Below are 20,063 nucleotides of genomic sequence, written 5' to 3'. Positions count from 1 at the left end.
CCATGTCGCTGCAATGACCCACTGACCTGCCCGCAACAAACGCATACCGATCAGACGCTGACTCGCGTGGCTGGCTTACGGCCAGCCGGCTTCGGGTCTCGCTGCGGGTTGCGGCTGCATGGGAGGCAGCAGCGGGGCGGATCTGCAGGTCGAGACCCGCGTAAGCAAGCCGGCGATGCGCGCGTCATCAAGACGATCACTACTGCACCTAGGGGAAGCGCCATGGAGTCCATGCAGTCATTTGTACTTGGAATGGCCCCGAGCGAACGGGCCCAGGTCATTGACCTGTTGAAGGACGAGTTGGCCCGCGGATGGATCCCCAAGCAGGCAGACCTGGAGGCAGCGCTTGCTACGGTGCGGGGTGAAGGACGGGCGCTGCCGTGACTCAGCGGCCGCACCACCGCACTGAGTTGAGCATGCACCTGCTCATCTCGATTCCGAGATGCGTCTGCGGAGCGCCAGTGCGGCTGCGAGGTGCCAGGTCCGGTGCGACGGCGACAGGTTGCGGTTCAAGCCCGTAGCGCGCGCAGCACGCCGTGGCCAGCGGTCAGGTCCGACAGAGGTCCAGATGGTGCCACGAGTCTTGTCCTGCTCGCAGTGACGGCACCGACGCGCCCCAATCCGCAGAGGAACAGGCTCATGAGCACAGGACTTCGCCGACTCACCTGCTCCCTCTGACGCCGGGCACGACGAGCCCGAGCTCACTCATCATCCGAACTCGTCACGCAATGGGAGCCTCATGATCACGCTCAATCGCCACTTCACTCTCCGGCTGCTCACGCCGAGTCCTGGCTGTCACTGACACCGACCCGAAGGTGATGGGTTGCGTCGCCCGCGCACTGCACGACTCACGGCTCTCGGACGAGGCCTTGCGTGCCATCGAGACCGGGACGAGGGGTATGAGCCCGTAGCCGAGGATCAACGCACGATCGACGACCTCGCCGAGAGTGCGGCGAAGGACTGCGGAGTGCTGGACAAGTAGGCGTGATTGGACCGTCTAGCCGGTCAGCGCCGTGACCTGCTCGATGAACTCCCGGGGACTGAACGGCTTCGTTATGTAGAGGTCGACGCCTGCGTCATACCCTTCCTGGATCTGATCCTCCCTCGCCCGGGCACTCAACATGATGATCTTGAGGGCAAAGTGGTCTTCAGAGCCACGAGTCAGGCTGGTTACCTGAACGCCGGACAGCCCGGGCATCATCGAGTCGAGGACAATCAGGTCGAACGGTTGGTGACGGATGGCGGCCCAGGCGTCGATTCCGTCGTGGGCGGTAACCACGGTGTGGCCAGCTCTGATGAGAGTGAACTCGACCAGCTCTCGGATATCGCCGTCATCGTCTGCGACGAGGATGTACGCCATGGATGCTCTCTCCTGATCGATCGAGGTTCCTACGCAGGCGCCCGTGCGGTCCTGAGGTCGGGAGGGGTTGCCCGTACATCGGAGAGACACATTCATCGCGGGTTGCTTATGCCGTGACAGAACTGGCCAGACGACCCAGACTGCCCGTCACGAAGGAGAGCCGACTCAAGCTAGCTGAAGAGGCTGCGCAAGAAGTGACGGCGCCGGCATCACCACCTTCTCGCCGGTCAAGCACTGGCAGGCAAGGCCTGGCAAGAAGGTCGCGAACCGGAAGAAGCGTGCTCGCACTATGAATGCCTGTGCCACGTCGACGCTGGTGGAATCCCTTGCGATCCGCTTCGACCAAGAACAGTGAGATCCCTTTCGCCCCGCGATCGCTGGTGCGGGCCGCGACGACGACCACGTCGGCCGAGCCCCATTGGTGATGAAGGTCTTGGCGCCGTTGAGCACCCAGTCGTCCCCATGCCGCACGGCCCGGGTGCGAAGGGCTGCCAAGTCCGAGCCGCCTCCGGCTCCGTCATCGCGATCGCTGACACCAGGGCTCCGCTGCAGAACCCAGGCGGCCATCGTTCGCGCTGCTCGTCATTGGTCAGGTGGACGAGGTAGCCCGAGACCACATCGAAGTGGATGGAGAGGCACGATGCCAGGGCGACGTCGATCGCAGCGAGCTCTTCGAGGAGCGCCGCGGTGAAGCGGTAGTCGCCGGCCTGTGCGCCTCCGTGGGCCTCGGGTACCTCGAGGCCCAGGAGGCCCTGGCCTGCTGCGGAGTGCCAGAGCGAACGCGGGGGAGGCGCTTGTTGGCTGCGCAGTCGTCGACGTGGGGAGGACATCAGTGGAGAGCCAGGGCCGCACGGTCACGCGGAAGTCGTCCTGGTCGGCGCCGTAGATGTCGCGGGACTTCACGGTGTCACCAGCGCTGGTAGGCGATGGCCGAGAATCTGCTCTGCCTCGTCCATGATCGTGGCCAGCACCTGGGCGTGGGCGCCACGTCGCCCACGAGTGCCTGCGACATCCCGGCCCACCAGAGGCCGTCATCCTTGGATCCTTCTGCAGGACCCGTCGTCGGCCGCGCTCGCCGGACGCCAGGTCGGCGACATCAGCGAAGACTGCACCGTCCTGTGCGGCGATCTTCTCGACCCCGGTTGCGATCCGGTTGCGCGCGACTCTCGCGGTGTTGCGGAACTCGCGAAAGATCAGTTCGATGTCGAACTCGTTGTTGACCACAGCTTGGCGCTTGACGTTGGGGTGGACTGGTGCCTACTCGGGGGCGACGAAGCGAGTTCCCATGGCAACGGCGTCAGCGCCGAGGGCCAGCGCGGCGACCGGGCCGGCGCCGGCAGCCTTGTCAGCTGACGTCCTGGATGAGTTCGGTGACCATGCTCGGGTGCGAGAGCATCGCGTCGTGACCGGTATCCCACCGAGCCGTTTCCCAAGTCGGATCCTGCTCAAGCGTCTCAACGATCCGAGAGCTGAAACCCATGGGCATCCCCTCAAACCGTACGTAGGTCCGTCCTGTAAACGTCTTGAACGATGCGCCATGTGTCAGAGGCTCGCTCCAGATGTTGAGGGAATCGTCGGTCCTTCGCCGCAGGAACAACTGCTGGTCGGCTTCGCCTTCAAGTCCGAAGAGGTCAGGGGGGAGGGTTGATGCTGACAGTCTCCAGCCGTCGCCGTTCTCTTGCGCATCCTGGCGGTAGACATCGTGAACGCCTTCGGCGTTGCCGATGACGTCCAACAGGCTCTCACCGCTACGTGGCACGCAGGCGTCGAGGAAGATCGCATGGTGAATTCGCTCCGGAATGCGATCCACGACGCCAGCGCCCATCATGCCGCCCGCACTGTGAACGCACAGAACGACTTCGTCAAGCTCACGAGATTCAATAAACCCGACGACATCGGCGATCCGGTCCTCTTGAGTGAGCCTCGAAGTGAGCAGGTGGACTCGCCCTCCTGCACCGCTGAGGTCCAAGGCGTAGACCTCACGTCCATACCCGCGTAGCTGCGCGACGACCTTGTGCCAACACCAGGCGCCGTGGAAACCGCCATGGACGAGAACCACGGGCCTTGAGGTAGAGACCGTCATGAGAGACCCTCCTGCATCGTACTGCCGTCGACGCACAGATTGAACCGTGAGTGCACGATTGCAGACACTCACAGCGTGTGTCAACCATCACAACCCCGGTCGCCACACCACCGTGGCCCGCCCGGCGAGCGCATCGCCGGCCCGCCTGTCCGGGTGACCATCCACTCCGCTGACGTGCAACAACACACCAGCTCATCGAGGTGTTGCGACGACCGGTCGATCCGCCCGACCCTGGCCGTCACCGATTTCGCCCACACCGGATCGACAACGGGTCGCTGACTCGCCGACCCGATCAGCCCGGGTTGACACTGTCAGCACAATTCACGGCATGGGAGACAGCATTCGTGTACTGGGAACAAGAGCTTCTCCCCGTCTGGTCCTTCTCGCGTGCGTCATGCTCGATTGCACTGGCGTTCTGGCGATGGGCGTCGTCGCGACCGCCGCGCAGTCGATCGTGGATTCGACCGGGCGTGGTGACGGATTTCCGGGGCTGATGGCAACGGCGTTCTTCTTGGTCGGCAGCCTGACGGCGTTGTCGGTGGGGCCGCACGTTGATCGCTTCGGAGTGCGGCGTACGGCCATCGTGGCGGGCTCGTTGACGGCCGGTGTCGGATTTCCCCTGCTTGCGCTCGGGCATCCCATGGCGCTGTTTGCCGGATCGGCGGCCACTGGGGCGGCTTTCTCAGTAATGCTCCCGGCGACCAATGCCATCCTCCGCTTGGCTCTTCCGCCGGATCGCCTCGTTCTCGGAGTGTGCCTCAAGCAGGCCGCCATCCCGCTGTCCCTCTTGCTGGCCGGCGAAGTGGTCTCTCTGCTGCACCTCGGGCTGCGGGAGACGTTCCTGGCTGCCGACGCGATGGCGGTGGTGGTGCTCGCTGCGTTCGTGTGGGCGACCCGCGACGCCCGGGTGCCGCGCCGAGCGGCGCAGGAACTCCCCTCGGCGTCGGAGCGCGGGGCCTGGCGGTACGGGGTCGCGACCTTGCTGGCCTCGCTGACCGCCGGTGCGCTGATCGGGTACGCCTCGATCACCTTGCGGGCGACTGGCATGGCGGAGGCGCTCGTCGCCCACGTCCTGGTAGTCGGCAATCTGGCTGGTATCTCGACCCGTGTGTTGAGCGGGTTCGCAGCTCAGCACTTCCGGCTGACGAGCTGGTGGCCCGTCGCGCTGATGATGCTGTCCGGCGCGATCGGGACGCTGGCGCTCTGCAGCAGCGTTCCCGCGGTGGCCGGGGTCGGGGCACTGATCGCGTTCGCCCTCGGCTGGGGGTGGTCCGGGCTCACGTTTGCCCTGGTGCTAGCCACCAGCCGGCACCGTCCCGGTTCCTCGGGCGCCCTGCTCCAAGCCGGCGGCATGCTCGGCACCGCCGTCGGCCCCCTCGTCATGCTGGCCGCCTCGCACAGCGTCGGCATGGCCGCGGGATGGGCGTTGATGGCGGGTGCCCTAGCCGGAGCGGGGTGGCTGGTGATGCCGACGACGCGTGACCGCCTGCTTGCACCATGAGTTAAAGCGCGGGTGTGCTGTGACTGTCGCTGCTTCGATAGGCCTGGGTGTTTTACGACCAGGTTGAGGGGCTGGTTCACGCTCATTTCGGCGATTTCAGTCCGAAAAGTGACGCTTGACACATCTACACCCTTGCTGCAAGTGTGCACACACAGTTCAAATCACCTCGGGGCGAGACCAGTCTGGAAGGCAAGGTGTGGACATGAGTGAACCCACGTGGGGGAGGAGCCTCCGCCGGACGCGACGCCGGCCGACGTTGAGCATCCTGGTCGCCAGCGGAGCGGTCCTCGCTCTCGCCGCCTGTTCGGGCGGGGCGGGTGGATCCGACGGCGACAGCGGCTCGGGCGCCGGTGGGTCCGAGAGCCCGGGCGTCACCAAGAGCGAGGTGACGGTCGCCTACATCGGTGACCTCACTGGTCCCGACGCAGGCACCGAACAGACCTACTACCTGGGGATCAAGGCGGCGATCGACGTCGCCAACGCCAACGGTGGCGTCGCCGGTCGGAAGATCAACCTCGAAGCCGGGGACACCAAGTTCGACACCCCGACGGCGATCAGCCTGTTCACCAAGTACACGACTCAGGACCCGGCTCTGGCGATCCTGGGCATCAACGTCTCCTCGATGTTCGAGGCCCTGGACACGAAGATCAAGGCCGCCAAGGTGCCCGTCATCGGTCCGGTCGGAGTCACCCAACTGACACTGGACAACCCGTACGTGTATCAGGCGCAGGCGGACCTGAACGTCAGCTCCGCGGCGATCGCCTCCTACATCAATGCCAACCAGGGCGCCGACCAGAAGGTCGGCGTCGCGACTATCAGCACGGCCTCGGGCGACGAGTGGTTCGACCTGTTCGGCCAGGCCGCCACGGACGCCGGCCTGACCGTTGGTAGCCACGAGAAGATCGACCCGACCGCAGTCGAGGCCGCGGCACAGGTGGCGAAGTTCAAGAAGGAGAGCGACACCGCCCTCACGCTGCACAGCGGCGGCGGAGGCGGCATCGCACTGGTCAAGTCGATGGCGACCGGGGGGCTCGACGTCCCCGTGTACTCGACCTTCGGCGCGAACGGCCCAGCTCTGTGGGAGGCCGCCGGGGACTTGGCACCCAAGGTGTTCGCCTTCGACGCCTTCGCGCCGCCGGACAGCGACGTCGCGGGCAGGGCCGACCTCGAGGCGGCCATGGAGGCCAACGGCGACTGGGACAAGTACAAGCTGGAGAAGAACTACGCGGAGGGCTGGGTGATCGGCAACGTGTTGGTGCAGTCGCTCGAGACCGCGGGTACGGATCTGACCGTGGCTTCGTTCGTCGACGCCCTGGAGTCACCCGACGGCTTCGAGACCGGCGGCTACTCGGACCCGATCAACTGGAGCGAGGACAACGGTGTGACGGATCCGGCCGCCATCCACGCCTTCACCTACGACGAGGCGTCTGGCCGAATCATCCAGGCAGACAAGTCCTGACCGGTGTCGGGGGACGGCGCTGCCGTCCCCCGACACGCTCGTGTCTCACACGGCGAGGAGTCCCGTGAGCAACTTCCTCAACGCAGTCCTCAGTGGTATTGGGTTCGGATCTCTCTACGGACTCGTCGCGCTGGGGCTGGTCGTCATCTTCAAGAGCACTGGGATCCTCAACTTCTCGGCCGGCGCCCTCATGGCGCTCGGAGGCCTCGTGGCTGCCAGCATGACCGGTAACGGGTTCTGGATCGCCGCAGCGTTCGCCGTGGTGGTGGTCACCGTGGTTGCCGGTGCGTCCAATGTGGTGGTCATGAACCCCTTGCTCGGGCGTGGGCTCTTCCCCGGGGTCATGGTGACCATTGGTCTGGCGAGCATCGTCGAGGGGATCTCCGCCATCAAGTTCGGTGCTCGCGCCCTCTTCCTGGATCCACCGGTCCAGAACCCGGCCATCGATCTGCCGGGCGAGCTGACGATCTCGAGCACGCTGTTGGTCTCGCTGGTCTTGGCGTTGTCGGCGACTGTGGTCCTCAGCATCGGCTTCCAGCGCACCGGCGTCGGGCTGCAGCTCCGTGCGGCAGCCGCCAGACCGGAGGTTGCCACCATGTTCGGGGCCAACCCGGCTCGGATCTTTACGTATGCGTGGGCGGTCGCCGGCGCACTCGCCGCCATCGCTGGCACACTCCTCGCCTCGCTCACCGTGGCTGACATGTCCATCGCGGCCTTCGCCGTGCGCGCCTTCGCCGCGATGATCGTTGGGGGTGTCGACAGCCTCGGCGGTGCGATGGCCGGCGGAATCATGATCGGCGTGATCGAGCTCTTGGCGGGCACCTACCTTGGGAACGACTATCGCATCCCGTCCACGATGATCGTGTTGATGGCCTTCTTGTTGTTGCGGCCGTCGGGCATGTTCGGCACGCCGGAGGTGGTGCGCCCGTGAGCGCCGCGTCTGCCACTCCACGCGTCTCGGCGGTCCAGGTCGGATGGGCCGTCCGCGGAGTCGCTCTCGTCGTCGTTGCGGTGCTCTTCATCGAGGCGCCGAACGTGCTGTCGCCGTACTGGACGTTGATCGCGACCCAGGTGGTTCTTGCTTTTGCCATCGCGGCTCCGCTCAACATGTTGACCGGGAACGCGGGCCAGTTCTCGCTCGGCAACGCCGCATTCCTCGCGATCGGTGCCTACACCGGGGCGTACGTCGTCCTGAAGCTCGACTACCAACTCCCGATCGCGTTGGTCGTCGCTGGCGTGATCGGCGCCACCGCCGGGTTCGTCGTCGGCCTGCCCGCGCTCCGACTCCGTGGTGCCTACCTCCTGATGTCGACGCTCGCCGCCCACTACCTCGTGGTCTTCGCGGCCCAGCGGTTCCAATCCGCGCAGTTCGGCGCGGCGGGAGCGATCTTTCCGCCGCTGCAGGTCGGCGGAGTCGATCTCAGCAGCCCCCGGAGCATGTACTGGGTCATCCTGGCCTTCGCGGCCGCAGTCGCCCTGGTCATCTACAACGTCATGTGGAGCGGCTACGGACGGGCAATCGAGGCAGTCAAGGAACGCGACCTCGCCGCCGCAGCCTGCGGGATCCCGGTCGCCCGCACCAAGCTCTCGGTGTGGGCGCTGACCAGCGCGTTGATCGCGATGGCAGGCGTCCTGCAGGCGTACCTGATCGGGGCTGCGACATTCGAGTACTACACGCTCGACCTGGCGATCGTCTACGTCGCGATCATCATCGTCGGCGGACTCGGCAGCCTCACTGGCTCCTTCCTCGGCGCCTGCTTCATCACCTTGGTCCCTGTCGCGATGAACCACCTGACTGAGAAGTACGGGCCGGGCGTCGGATCGACCGACGGCGGGCTGCTCTCCCACCCGCTCGAGCTCGAGACGATCGTGTACGGCGCCATCATCATCGGCTTCATCATTCTGCGACCGGAAGGCCTCGTCGGCGTCGTGCGGTCGGTCGGCCGGCTCGCCGGCAGGATCACGGGAGGCGGTCGACGTGGGTGAGCCGTTGTTGGAAGTGAAGGGCATTGACGTCGCTTACGCCGGCGGCGCGCACGCACTCCGGGAGGCAGGGATCGACATCTCCGCAGGGGAGCGGGTGGGCATCATCGGGGCCAACGGTGCCGGCAAGACGACGATCGCCCGCACGATCACCTGCATGACTCGTTCCTACCGCGCCGTGGTGCGCAGTGGCTCCGTCCACTACGACGGCCGGGACATCACCCGGTGGCCGGCGCACCGCGCGCTCCGCAACGGGATCGTGACCATCCCGGAGGGCCGCGGGATCATCGCGAACATGACGGTCGAGGACAACCTCCGGCTGGTCCTGGTCGCACTGCCGCGCAACCGGCGCGGGTCGCTGACCGAGGCCTGGTCGATGTATCCCGTCCTCGGTGAGCGGCGCCGCTCGATGGCGGGGCTCCTCTCGGGAGGCGAGCAGCAGATGCTTGCCGTCGCCCGGGCGCTGCTGGCACGGCCCCGGCTGATCGTCGCCGACGAGCTCTCGCTCGGGCTGGCCCCGAAGATCGTGAAGGACCTGCTCGCCGGGCTCAGCCTGCGGGCGGCAGGTGAGGGAACAGCGGTCCTGCTGATCGAGCAGGCAGCGGTGCTCTCCCTTCAGTTCGTCGATCGGGCCTACGTCCTCGACCACGGACGCGTGGTCTCCACCGGCACGAGCGACGAGCTGCGACACGGCGGCGACATGACCGCCAGATATCTCGGGATCGAAGATCTCGCCGGGACCGAGGAGCTGCTGTGACGGTCGACCGCGGCCCGCTCGTGATCGAGGACCTGGCCCTCCAGTTCGGCGGCGTGGCGGCGCTGCGCAACGTCAGCGTGACGCACGAGCCCGACGAGGTGCTCGGGGTGATCGGTCCGAACGGCGCCGGCAAGACCAGCCTGATCAACTGCATCACCGGCATCTACCGGCCCACCTCGGGCCGGATCGAACGCAACGGTCAACGCCTCGACGGGCTGCGGCCGGAGGCCATCGTGGCGACCGGGATTGCGCGGACCTTCCAGCACAACCAGCTCTGTGGCCAGCTGACCGTTCGCGAGAACGTCCTGCTCGGCTGCCATCGACGACTGGGCTACGGGATGGTGAAGGCCGCTCTCCGGATCGGTCCGGCGTGGCGGGCCGAGAGCCGGCTGCGTGCCGAGGTCGGCCCGATCCTGGAGCTGCTCGGGCTGGCCGACATCGCGGACGATCGCGCGGACTCGCTGCCGTACGGGCTTCAGAAGCGGACCGAGATGGCGCGCGCGCTCGCCTTGCGGCCCCAGGTCCTGCTCCTCGACGAGCCGGCGGCCGGAACCAGCGACGAGGACCGCGAGTCGCTCGTCGCGATCATCCGACGGATCCGTGACCACGGATCCTGCTCCGTGCTGCTCATCGAGCACGACGTGCGGATGGTGATGGAGGTCAGCGACCGCGTCGCCGTTCTCGACTGGGGCGAGTGCCTGATGGTCGACAGGCCGGCTGTCGTTGCCGCCGATGAGCGCGTCGTCGCCGCCTACCTGGGCGTGGATGAGGACGCACTCGAGCTGCCCGACCTGGAAACAAGTTGATTCCACCCAACGGAGGACCGGCATGACCAAGACATCGGAGCTCTTCCTGGACCGGACCCTGACCGGGATGCTGGTGCACCAGGCCGAGCGGTCCGCCGACAAGGTCGCCCTGACCATCGTCGGGCAGGACCTCACCTACGCCGACGTGATCGCCCGGTCCAACTCGGTGGCCCGGGGACTCTTGGAGCTGGGGGTCGGACACGGAGACGTGGTCGCGGTGCTCGCGGAGAACTGTGCCGACCAGGTGCTGATCCAGTTCGCGACTGCGCGGCTCCGGGCGATCGAGGTCATGCTCAACACCGCCTACAAGGGGGACTTCCTGTCCCACCAGCTCAAGGTGAGCGGCGCGAAGGTGATCGTGGTCGACGAGGCGCTGGTCGCAAACCTCCTCGAGGTCGTCGACCTCCTGCCCGAGCTCGAGCACATCATCGTCCGGGGTGGCAGCGCGTCGCTTGACGCGCCGTCCAGGCTCACCGTCTCGGAAGTCGCCCTGCTGCACGGTCACGACCAGGCGCCGCTGGATCGCGAGGACCCGCTCTGGTCCGACCCGTCGACTATTACGTTCACCTCCGGGACCACCGGGCCCTCCAAGGGCGCCACGATGACGCAGAACTACATGTGCAATTTCGCCGAGATCGAGGCCTCGATCTGGTACCGGACGCCTGAGGACACCTTCTACTCCTGCGGCCCGCTCTTCCACCTGGCGGCGAAGGGCATCGGAGTGCTGGGTGCCATGCGCCGCGGAGTCAGGTGCGTCCAGGACGAGCGATTGAGCGTGTCGACCTTCTGGAAGCGGATCCGCGAGGAGAACTGCAACGCGACGCTGATGCTGGGCTCGGTGGCCATGCTCCTGTGGACCCTGGACCCCTCCGAGGACGAGGGCGTCGACACGATCGTCGGTGTCCCCGCACCGCCGGTGTCGCTGCAACCGGCCATGGAGGAGCGTTGGGGCTGCAAGTTCGAGAGCGTCTACGGCATGACCGAGGCCGCTCCGCTCTCGGTCACCGGTCCGACCATCCCACTGCGGCCGGGATCCTCCGGCGCGATCGTGCGTGAGTACTTCGACGTCCGCATCTTCGACGACAACGACTTCGAGCTGCCTCGCGGTGAGATCGGAGAGGTGGTCGTCCGACCGATGCAGCCGCACTCGATCTTCGAGGGCTACTACAGGGAGCCCGAGGCCACCGCGATCAAGTTCCGCAACCTGTGGTTCCACACCGGCGACCTCGGCCGGATCGACGACGACGACTACTTCTACTTCGAGGACCGCAAGGACGACTACCTGCGCCGTCGTGGCGAGAACATCTCGTCCTACGAGGTGGAGACTGCGATCGTGAAGCATCCCGCGGTCCTGCAGGTCGGTGTCGTCGGTGTCGAGAGCGAGATGGCCGAGCAGGAGGTGAAGGCCAGCATCGTGCTCAGGCCAGGAGTCGCCCTCGACCAGGTCGACCTGATCGACCATTGCATCAAGTCCATGCCCTACTTCGCGGTCCCGCGCTACGTCGAGTACCTCAGCGAGCTGCCCTTCACCCCCAGCGGCAAGATGCGGAAGGAGAAGCTCCGGGCCACCGGCACCAGCGGTTGCTGGGACCGTGAGGCCGCCGGCATCCAGCTGAGCGGCAAGAACCGCTCCGGCGTGCCGGCGCCGGAGGTCCTCGCGTGACCACGTCACCGTCCCGTCCGGGGCCACTCTCCGGCGTACGCGTCGTCGAGGTGGGCTCGATAGGCCCGGGTCCGTTCTGCGCGATGCTTCTCAGCGACCTGGGCGCCGAGATCATCCGGATCGACCGGATCGCCGAGTCGGCGCCGGTCGGTCCCAGCGACGATCACGGACACGAGCTGGTCAACCGCGGGCGTCGGTCGGTCAAGGTCGACCTCAAGCACCCGCGCGGTGCCGAGGTCGTCCTCGACCTCGTCGAGCGTGCGGACATCCTCATCGAAGGGTTCCGTCCCGGCGTCACCGAGCGCCTGGGCATCGGACCGGAGACCTGCTTCGCCCGCAACCCGGGTCTGATCTACGGCCGGATGACCGGGTACGGCCAGGACGGTCCGGACGCCATGGTCGTCGGACACGACCTCAACTACCTCGCCGCGAACGGCGTGCTCTCGATGATCGGTCGCCGTGACCAGCCGCCCACGCCGCCGCTCAACCTGGTGGGCGACCTCGGCGGCGGCGGGTTGTTCCTCGCCCTGGGCGTCCTGGCGGCTCTCGTCGAGCGCGCAGGCTCGGGCCAGGGGCAGGTGGTCGACGCCGCGATGGTCGACGGGGCCGCGGTGCTCGCGACGTCCTTCTTCGGCTGGTCGCAGTCGGGTGAATGGTCTTCCGAGCGCGGAACGAACATGATCGACAGCGGTGCTCCGTACTACGACGCGTACGAGACAGCAGACGGGCGTTGGTTGAGCATCGCCTCCGTGGAGCCGCGCTTCTACGCCGCGCTCCTGAACCTGCTCGATCTCGATCCCGCGACCCTTCCCGAGCAGGACGACCGGGACCGGTGGCCCGAGACCAAGGAACGCTTCGCCGCGGCAGTCCGCCTCCGCACCAGGGACGAGTGGGTGGAGCGGGCACGCGGGCTCGAGACGTGCGTCTCTCCGGTCCTGACGCCCGACGAGGTCGAGAAGGACGCCCACCTGGCCGCTCGAGGCACCTTCGTCCGGTTCGAGGGCGTGCTGCAGCCGGCTCCCGCGCCCAGGTTCAGCCGGACCACGGCGCGCCTGACCCGACGGCCGCCACTCCCGGGGGAGCACACTCGCGAGGCCCTCGAGGACTGGGGCTGCGCCACCGACCTGGTCGCCGACTGGATGCAGAGCGGCGTCATCGAGCAGGGAGGTTCAGCATGAGCGAGAGCAACCAGACGGGTGCCCCGCAGTGCGCACGCTTCGACGACTTCGACCTCCAGGACCCGTCGTTCCGGCGAGACCCCGGACCGCTCTGGCGGCAGATGCGCGAGAACTGTCCGGTCGCGCACACGTCCCTCCACGGCGGCGGGTGGATGTTGTCGCGCTACGCGGACATCACCGAGGTCGCGCTCGACCCGGGCACCTTCTCCTCTCGGGCCGGCGAGGTCACGGGCCCGATCCCGGCCGAGGGGCGCGAACTGAAGCTGCCGCCGGTCAACACCGATCCTCCCGACCACGCCGCGCAGCGCAAGCTGCTGATGCCCTTCTTCTCCAAGCAGGCCGTCGAGGAGCTGGAGCCCGTCGCCCGGAGCGCGGCACGCCACCTCGTGACCCGGATCCTGGGGATGGACGGCGACGTCGACGCCGTCGAGCACTTCGCCCGCACGGTGCCCGTCGTCGTGACCACCCACATGCTCGGGCTCCCCACCGAAGACCAGGAGCAGTTCCGTCGCTGGACGCTGCAGATGCTGGCCGACGGAGCCGAGGACTACCAGGCGCGCGGTGAGGCAGTGTCGGCGATCAGGCGCTACTTCGCGGACCGACTCGCTACTTCGGTGGTGGAGGGGGCACCGGGCATCATCCCGTTCCTGCGGGCACGCCAGGCGGTCGACCCGAGCCTGACCGACGAGACGGCCCTCGGCATGGCGTTCCTGATGCTGATCGCGGGCATCGACACGACCTGGAGCGCGCTCGGCGCCAGCCTCTGGCACCTCGCGCACCACCCGGGCGACCGGCGGCTGCTGGCGGAGAGCCCCGAGCTGATCCCTGCAGCGGTGGAGGAGCTGCTCCGCGTGTACGCACCGGTCACCATCGGCCGCGTGGTCACCCGCGATGTCGAGATCGGTGGTCGGCTGCTGCGGGCCGGAGACCGGGTGGTGCTTCCGTGGGCGGCGGCCAACCGGGACCCGGAACGGCACGACCATCCCGACAACGTCGTCCTCGGACCGGACCGGGTGCGACACCTCGCGTTCGGGGTGGGGATCCACCGGTGTCTCGGAGCGGGCCTCGCCCAGATGGAGCTCCGAGTAGCCCTCGAGGAGTGGCTGGCCCGGATCCCTGAGTTCGAGCCGACCGCCGGCGAGGTGCCGTGGTCCGCGGGCAACACCCGAGGCCCGGAGACGCTGCCCCTCCGCATTCCCGGCGCCGCGGTCGGTGGCCGGTGACTGCGCCGCTCGATCCCCGGGGCGGGGGTGTGGACCTGAACATCTGGCTCGGTCGGGACGCGGAGACAGACCACGACGACCCGGCCTTCGCGCGGCTCGCCGGCGCCCTGGTCCGCGTCCAGGAGGTCGTCTCGGGAGCGCGCCCTCCTCCCGGGCTCTCGACGGAGGCTGCGACCACGCTCGGCCGAGTCGCAGACCAACTCGAGCCGTACGACGTCGACGAGGCAGCCCAGGTCGCCGGGCGCCAGTTCCGGCACTTCTCCCGTGGGCAGACCCTGCTGCCGGCCGTGGCCGTCGACACCTACGACGGTCAACGGGTCGACGGCCGAGTGACCTTCGGCCGCTTCTACCTGGGCAGCAACGGCGCCGTCCACGGCGGTGCCATCAGCCTGCTGTTCGACGACCTACTCGGCCAGGTGGCCAACGGTCCGGACGCCCCTCGCGCGCGGACGGCCTACCTGCACGTGAACTTCCACCGCATCACCCCGATCGGCGTGGAGCTGAGCTGTCATGCCGGCATCCGGACCGTCGAGGGGCGCAAGGTCCACATCGACGGCGAGCTTTGCCACGGCGAGGAGGTGGTCGCCAGCGCGGAAGGGCTGTTCGTCCGCCTGGAGGCCCACCAGTTGTGACCCTTGACACAGGCCGGCGAATCGGCCAGTCTGCACTGACAGTGTAATCAATGTTCTGACAGAACACGGCAGGGGAGATGGAGACATGGACGGAGACGTGCTCTGGACGCCAGCGCCCGACGCCCGGGAGGCGACCCGAATGGGGCAGCTCCTGACGACCGTCGAGGCGAAGTACGGCGTCGACCTGCCCGACTACAACGCCTTCTGGGCCTGGTCGGTCGATCACATCGAGGACTTCTATGCAGAGCTCGCCGAGTTCTGCGACGTGCGCTTCGACTCCCAGCCCGACCAGGTCCTGACCACGCGTCGCGTTCCCGACGCCGTCTGGTTCCCCGGAGCCACGCTCAACTACGCCGAGCACATCTTCCGGTGCATGCCCGACGACGTCGTCATCCAGGCGATCAGCGAGGTGCGCGGCAACCACGAGGTGACGGCGGCCGAGCTCCGCGAGATGGTTGGCCGGGTGCGAGCCGGCCTCGTCGAGCTGGGCATCGGCAAGGGCGACCGCGTAGCGGGCTACCTGCCGCACATCCCCGAGACCATCGCCGCGTTCCTGGCCGTCGCCAGCCTGGGTGCGATCTGGTCGGTGTGCCCGCCCGAGTTCGGCGTCAACAGCGTGGTCGACCGGCTCAGCCAGGTGGAGCCCAAGCTGCTCATCGCCATCGACGGCTACCGGTTCGGGGGCAAGGACTTCGATCGGACCAGTCACGTCGCCGACATCCGGGCGGCGCTGCCGAGCCTCGAGACGGCGATCTGGTTGCCGTACCTCGACGAGTCCGCGGCGACACCGCCCGAGATGATGGCGTGGAATGACGTCTTCTCCACGAGCGGCCCGATGGCCTTCGAGTCGGTCCCCTTCGACCACCCCCTCTACGTCCTGTTCACATCCGGCACGACCGGACTGCCGAAGGCGGTGCCGCACTCCCACGGAGGCCCACTCCTCGAGCACCACAAGTGGCTCGGGATGCAGGCCGACCTCGGCCCGGGCGACCGGTTCTTCTGGTTCACCACGACCGGCTGGGTCGTCTGGAACATCACCGTCTCGGCCCTGACGATGGGGGCCTCGATCGTCGTGATGGACGGCAGTCCGACCGCCTTCGGCCTGGACAAGCAGTGGGAGCTGGTCCAGGACCTCGGGGTGACCCACCTGGGGGCGTCCACCGCCTACGTGCTCGCCTGCAAGGACGCCGGGATCCATCCCGGCCGCGACTTCGACCTGTCGTCGTTGCGGGTCGGGATGGTGGGTGGGTCGCCGTTCCCGCCTGACGGGTGGGAGTGGTGGTACCGCGAGGTCAAGGAAGACATCCTGGTCGGCTGTTCCAGCGGCGGCACGGACGTCGCTGGCACCTTCATCGGTGGTTCACCGCTGGTGCCGGTCTACTCCGGCCGCCAGGCCTGCGTCTACCTCGGCGTCCGCGTCGAGGCGTGGGACGAGGTCGGTCACCCGGTCATCGGCGTCCCGGGAGAGCTGGTCGTGACCACGCCGCTGCCGTCGATGCCCAAGGCGCTGTGGGGGGACGCCGGCGGCACCCGGCTCCGCGAGACCTACTACGCGAACTTCCCCGAGGTGTGGGACCAACAGGACTGGGTGATCTTCTACGACAACGGGTCGTGCTCGGTCATCGGTCGGTCGGACGCCACCCTCAACCGAGCCGGCGTGCGGCTCGGGCCCTCCGAGTACTACACGGTGCTGGACGCGCTGCCGCAGGTACGTGAGGCGCTCGTCGTCCACGTGCAGACTGGCACCAGCAAGGACGGCGAGCTGATGCTCTTCCTCGTCCTGGAGGACGGCGCCGTCCTCGACGAGGAGCTCCTCGCGGTCATCCGTGCACAGCTGTCCAGCCGGCTGTCCCCGCGCCACGTGCCCGACGTAGTGCAGGCCGTCCCGGACCTGCCCAAGACCCTCACGGGCAAACGCCTCGAGGTGCCGGTTCGTCGGATCCTCGAGGGCGCCGACCCGGACACGGTCACGAGTCGGGGCACGCTCGCGAACCCGGCCGCCCTCGACCCCTTCATCACGATCGCCCAAGAGCGCTCCGGCCTGGTGAACCCGCGGCGCTGAGCAGGGCGGGGGAGGCGCGCCCAGGACGTGCCCGGGCGTCAGCGAATAGAGAGATTGCACTGACAGTGTAATCTGTTGTACTGTGAATCGAACGGCGGCGCGGTGTCGCCACGAATGGACAGGTGGTCACGGATGAGGCTCGAGGGAGAGGCGCTCGTCGAGCTGCTGGCCAGCCCGAAGAGCGTTGCGGTCATCGGGGCCTCGGCCGATCGGACCCGGCTTTCCGGCCGCCCTCTCGACTACCTCTCGAGGCTCGGCTACTCCGGCGCGCTGTACGCCGTGAACGCACGCAGCGACCTGCCCGGTGTGCCGACGGTGCGCGGCGTGTCCGAGCTGCCTGCCGGCGAGGTCGACGTCGCGCTGGTCGCCCTACCCGCCGCGGCGGCCGTCCAGGCGCTCCGTGACGCCGAGCGAGTAGGCGTCCGGGCCGCCGTGGTGATCGGCAGCGGGTTCGAGGACCGCGGTGCGCAGGCGCGGCAGGAGCTCGACGAGTTCGTCGCGGGATCTGCGATGAGGGTGATCGGGCCGAACTGCGTGGGGACCCTCGGCGTCCCGGCAGCGTCGTACCTCACCTTCTCCAGCGTGCTCCAGAACGAGATCCCCCTACCGGGACGGGTGGGCCTCGTGACGCAGAGCGGCGCCCTGGGCAACAGCCTGCTGCAGACCCTGATCCGCCGGCACGTCGGACTGCACCAGTGGTTCAGCACCGGCAACGAGGTCGACACCGGGGCGGTCGAGCTCACGACCGGCCTGCTGGCCCTCGACGAGGTGGAGGCGGTCGGGGTCTTCCTCGAGGGCGTCACCGATCCGGCCTGGCTCGGACGACTCGACGAGGCGATCCGCCGGACGGCCAAGCCGCTGTTCGTCCTCAAGGCCGCCCAGAGCGACAGCGGTCGTCGTGCCGCGGCCGGCCACACCGGCCGCATCGTCGGGTCTTCGGACGCTGCCGACGCGATCCTGCGCGAGATGGGCGCCCGCCTGGTCTCCTCGATTGCGGAGCTCGCCGACGCGCTGGTGCTGGCCGGCGTCGGGTCGAAGCTCGCCGGGAGTCCTCGCCCGCGGGTCAGCGTCGTGTCGGTCTCGGGCGCCGCCGGCGTGATCGGCGCGGACCGGGTGGCCCAGGACGGGCGGTTGCGGATGGCGGAGCCGGGGCGTGGGGTCCCGCTCGATCCGCGCCTGCACTTCGCCAACCCGCTCGACGTCCCCTTCATCGGCGAGACCGAGGTGTTCACGGACACCCTGGTCGCCGTGGCGTCCGGCTCGGACTCCGAGGTGGTCATCGGCGTCGAGTCCTCGCTCGCGCACGAGCGGGAGGAGCTCGTCGCGAAGGTGTCGACGGCAGCCACCCACCAGCCCATCGTGCTGACCTCGCTGTCCGAGGACGACCAGATCCCGGTCGCTCTCACCCTCGAGCTCAGCAGAGCAGGGATCGCCTACCTCCCGACCGTCGAGCGGGCAGTTGCTGCCGTGGCCGCGGTCGCGGCCCAGGAGACGCCGGAAGACGATGACGGTGCCCCACACCCTCCGGTGGACGGTGACGGGGACGCCGGTGAGCTGCGCGGCCTCGAGTGGATCGCCCAGGCTCTTCCCGCCGGCCTGCCGTGGGCGCGGTCACGGGTGCTCGACAAGCCGATGGACCACGCGGCCGGCGAGCGGGCCGCGGCCGAGCTCGGCCTGCCGCTGGTCGTGAAGGCGGCCGGCCGGACGATCGAGCACCGCACCGAGCTGGGTGCGGTGCGAGTCGTCCGCGACCCCCGGGAGCTGGCCGAGGCGCTCCCGGTCGTGGGCGAGATCTGCACCCGGCACGGGGACGCGCTGATGCTGCAGGGCTTCGCTGCGCCCGGCTTCGAGGTGCTGCTGTCGGTCCTGGACGACCCCGAGTTCGGACCGGTCGCCTTCGTGCGACCAGGCGGCACCCTGGCCGAGCTACTGTCCGGCCAGACCGCGATCTGGCACGGCTGGGACGCCGATCGACGGGTCGACGTCCTCCGACGTTCGCGCATCGGGAAGCTGCTGGCCGCCTACCGCGGAGGACCGACGTACGACGTGGTCAGGCTCGCCGAGCTGGTCGGCGACTGCCTCGACGCCGTCGGCCGCGACGGCCTCCAGTTCCTCGAGATGAATCCCGTCATCGTCCATGAGCGGGGCTTGACCCTCATCGACGCCGTCGGCCGCAGCGCGGTCGTCACCCACCCTGAAAGGACGCCATGAGCGACACCACCGCCCCGCCCGTCTCCTTCGACCTGATCGCCGACATCTCGCCGGCAGAGATCGACCGGGTCGAGGCGCTCGAGGGCACCCCGATCCGGGTCGAGCAGTGGAACTACGAGGCGTCATGGGACTCCGTGCGCCACTACGCCTGGGGCCTCGGCGACGACAACCCGCTGTTCTGCGACCCCGACTACGCCGCGGCCACGCCGTACGGCGACCTCCTCGCCCCGCCGACCTTCCCGTTCACCGCCTTCGACGGGGCGATCGGGGCCGGGCTGCCGGGAGTTCAGCCGATCTACGCCGGCACCGAGTGGACCTTCCACCGACGGCTGCGCCGCGGTGAGCGGCTGGTCGCCAGTGCCTCCTTCGGCCCGATCGTCCGCAAGTCGGGTCGCATCGCCCCCGACATGGTGATCCAGTCAGCGCTCTGCCGCTACGAGACGGCTGACGGGGAGGTGGTGGCCGAGTCGGTCGCGCGGACCTTCCGCGTGCCGCGTCGAGCGGCCTCGACCGGGCTGGCCTTCGAGGCGCGGGGAGAGACGGTGTGGTCCGACGACGAGCTCACGGCGATCCGCGCCGAGGCCGTCGGTGAGTACCGACGCGGAGCCGCGCCGCTGACCGCGACGGTCGGTGACGTCGTCCCGACTGTGGTCAAGGGCCCCATCGGTCGCATCGACATGACCGCCTACTACGCCGGGTGCCCCGGTAGCCCGGGCTACAAGTCCGTCGAGATGGCGCAGAAGTACCGTGACTGGGCCTTCCGGTCCCCGGAGCGGCTGCCGTCCAACTACGACCCGTCGTACTTCCAGGAGCGGGTGCTGCCCAGCATCGGTCACCAGGACGCCGCAGCCGCCCATGAGCTGGGCATGCCGGGGGCCTACAACAACGGACCGCAGCGGGTGGGCTGGTTCGCGCACTGCGTGACCAACTGGATGGGCGACGCAGCCTTCCTGTCCGGGCTTGACGTGCGGCTCAACCTGCCCGAGGTCTTCGGCGACGTCATCCGGATCGGCGGTACGGTCACGTCTGTGGACGGACCGCACATCTCCCTCGAGCTGACCGCCACCAACCAGCTCGGCGAGACCACGGCGGCCGGCCGGGCCGAGGTACTCCTCGACGACTACGGGCGGGTCTGAGGCGCGCGA

Annotated in this window: 17 protein-coding genes; 14 read left to right on the top strand and 3 right to left on the bottom strand. The window is 68.2% G+C overall.

What is annotated here, in order from left to right:
* Positions 1-997: 997 nt before the first annotated feature.
* Positions 998-1,360 (bottom strand): response regulator transcription factor, encoded by a 363-nt coding sequence (locus ABEA33_RS04375; protein WP_345525370.1) that lies wholly within the window; start codon positions 1,358-1,360, stop codon positions 998-1,000.
* 287 nt (positions 1,361-1,647) lie between these two features.
* The gene (locus tag ABEA33_RS27360; protein ID WP_425577314.1) at positions 1,648-2,190 is read right to left on the bottom strand and encodes an acyl-CoA dehydrogenase family protein; all 543 of its coding nucleotides are present in this window, start codon (positions 2,188-2,190) and stop codon (positions 1,648-1,650) included.
* 124 nt (positions 2,191-2,314) lie between these two features.
* Here ABEA33_RS27360 and ABEA33_RS04370 point away from each other — a divergent pair, with 124 nt between their 5' ends.
* A complete protein-coding gene (locus ABEA33_RS04370) occupies positions 2,315-2,713 on the top strand; it encodes a hypothetical protein (protein ID WP_345525369.1) in 399 nt (132 codons plus the stop codon).
* Here ABEA33_RS04370 and ABEA33_RS04365 read toward each other — a convergent pair.
* On the bottom strand, positions 2,706-3,443 hold the full coding sequence (locus ABEA33_RS04365) for an alpha/beta fold hydrolase (RefSeq protein WP_345525368.1): 738 nt from the start codon (positions 3,441-3,443) through the stop codon (positions 2,706-2,708). The two genes, ABEA33_RS04370 and ABEA33_RS04365, sit on opposite strands and share 8 nt — an antisense overlap.
* A 328-nt stretch (positions 3,444-3,771) precedes the next feature.
* Here ABEA33_RS04365 and ABEA33_RS04360 point away from each other — a divergent pair, with 328 nt between their 5' ends.
* From ABEA33_RS04360 to ABEA33_RS04300, 13 genes are all read left to right on the top strand, one after another.
* Positions 3,772-4,944, top strand: coding sequence for an MFS transporter (locus ABEA33_RS04360; RefSeq protein WP_345525367.1), 1,173 nt, complete (start codon positions 3,772-3,774; stop codon positions 4,942-4,944).
* Positions 4,945-5,146: 202 nt separating this feature from the next.
* Positions 5,147-6,403, top strand: a complete 1,257-nt coding sequence (locus tag ABEA33_RS04355; RefSeq protein WP_345525366.1) for an ABC transporter substrate-binding protein — start codon at positions 5,147-5,149, stop codon at positions 6,401-6,403.
* Between the two features lie 40 nt (positions 6,404-6,443).
* The gene (locus ABEA33_RS04350; protein ID WP_345525365.1) at positions 6,444-7,334 is read left to right on the top strand and encodes a branched-chain amino acid ABC transporter permease; all 891 of its coding nucleotides are present in this window, start codon (positions 6,444-6,446) and stop codon (positions 7,332-7,334) included.
* Positions 7,331-8,389 carry a branched-chain amino acid ABC transporter permease gene (locus ABEA33_RS04345; protein ID WP_345525364.1) on the top strand — a complete coding sequence of 353 codons (1,059 nt, stop codon included), beginning with the start codon at positions 7,331-7,333 and terminating at the stop codon, positions 8,387-8,389. Before ABEA33_RS04350 ends, ABEA33_RS04345 begins: the two co-directional genes overlap by 4 nt.
* Positions 8,382-9,143: an ABC transporter ATP-binding protein gene (locus ABEA33_RS04340; protein ID WP_345525363.1), complete on the top strand. Its 762-nt coding sequence runs from the start codon at positions 8,382-8,384 to the stop codon at positions 9,141-9,143. Before ABEA33_RS04345 ends, ABEA33_RS04340 begins: the two co-directional genes overlap by 8 nt.
* The gene (locus tag ABEA33_RS04335; protein WP_345525362.1) at positions 9,140-9,949 is read left to right on the top strand and encodes an ABC transporter ATP-binding protein; all 810 of its coding nucleotides are present in this window, start codon (positions 9,140-9,142) and stop codon (positions 9,947-9,949) included. The genes ABEA33_RS04340 and ABEA33_RS04335 overlap by 4 nt, the downstream gene beginning before the upstream one ends.
* 22 nt (positions 9,950-9,971) lie before the next feature.
* Entirely contained in the window at positions 9,972-11,612 is a 1,641-nt protein-coding gene (locus tag ABEA33_RS04330) for an AMP-binding protein (protein WP_345525361.1), read from the top strand.
* Positions 11,609-12,790 carry a CaiB/BaiF CoA transferase family protein gene (locus ABEA33_RS04325; protein WP_345525360.1) on the top strand — a complete coding sequence of 394 codons (1,182 nt, stop codon included), beginning with the start codon at positions 11,609-11,611 and terminating at the stop codon, positions 12,788-12,790. The genes ABEA33_RS04330 and ABEA33_RS04325 overlap by 4 nt, the downstream gene beginning before the upstream one ends.
* Complete coding sequence (locus ABEA33_RS04320) at positions 12,787-14,013, top strand: cytochrome P450 (protein WP_345525359.1); 1,227 nt, start codon at positions 12,787-12,789, stop codon at positions 14,011-14,013. The genes ABEA33_RS04325 and ABEA33_RS04320 overlap by 4 nt, the downstream gene beginning before the upstream one ends.
* 29 nt (positions 14,014-14,042) lie before the next feature.
* Positions 14,043-14,645, top strand: a complete 603-nt coding sequence (locus ABEA33_RS04315; protein WP_345525358.1) for a PaaI family thioesterase — start codon at positions 14,043-14,045, stop codon at positions 14,643-14,645.
* Positions 14,646-14,730: 85 nt separating this feature from the next.
* Complete coding sequence (locus ABEA33_RS04310) at positions 14,731-16,707, top strand: acetoacetate--CoA ligase (RefSeq protein WP_345525357.1); 1,977 nt, start codon at positions 14,731-14,733, stop codon at positions 16,705-16,707.
* Between the two features lie 132 nt (positions 16,708-16,839).
* Positions 16,840-18,918: an acetate--CoA ligase family protein gene (locus ABEA33_RS04305; protein WP_345525356.1), complete on the top strand. Its 2,079-nt coding sequence runs from the start codon at positions 16,840-16,842 to the stop codon at positions 18,916-18,918.
* Complete coding sequence (locus ABEA33_RS04300; protein WP_345525355.1) at positions 18,915-20,054, top strand: FAS1-like dehydratase domain-containing protein; 1,140 nt, start codon at positions 18,915-18,917, stop codon at positions 20,052-20,054. Before ABEA33_RS04305 ends, ABEA33_RS04300 begins: the two co-directional genes overlap by 4 nt.
* The last annotated feature ends 9 nt before the right edge of the window (positions 20,055-20,063 follow it).

Source organism: Nocardioides endophyticus, from assembly GCF_039543845.1.
Taxonomy (GTDB): Bacteria; Actinomycetota; Actinomycetes; order Propionibacteriales; family Nocardioidaceae; genus Nocardioides; species Nocardioides endophyticus.
Note: the sequence above shows the minus strand (reverse complement) of the source record. Positions and strands in the feature narration are given on the sequence as shown.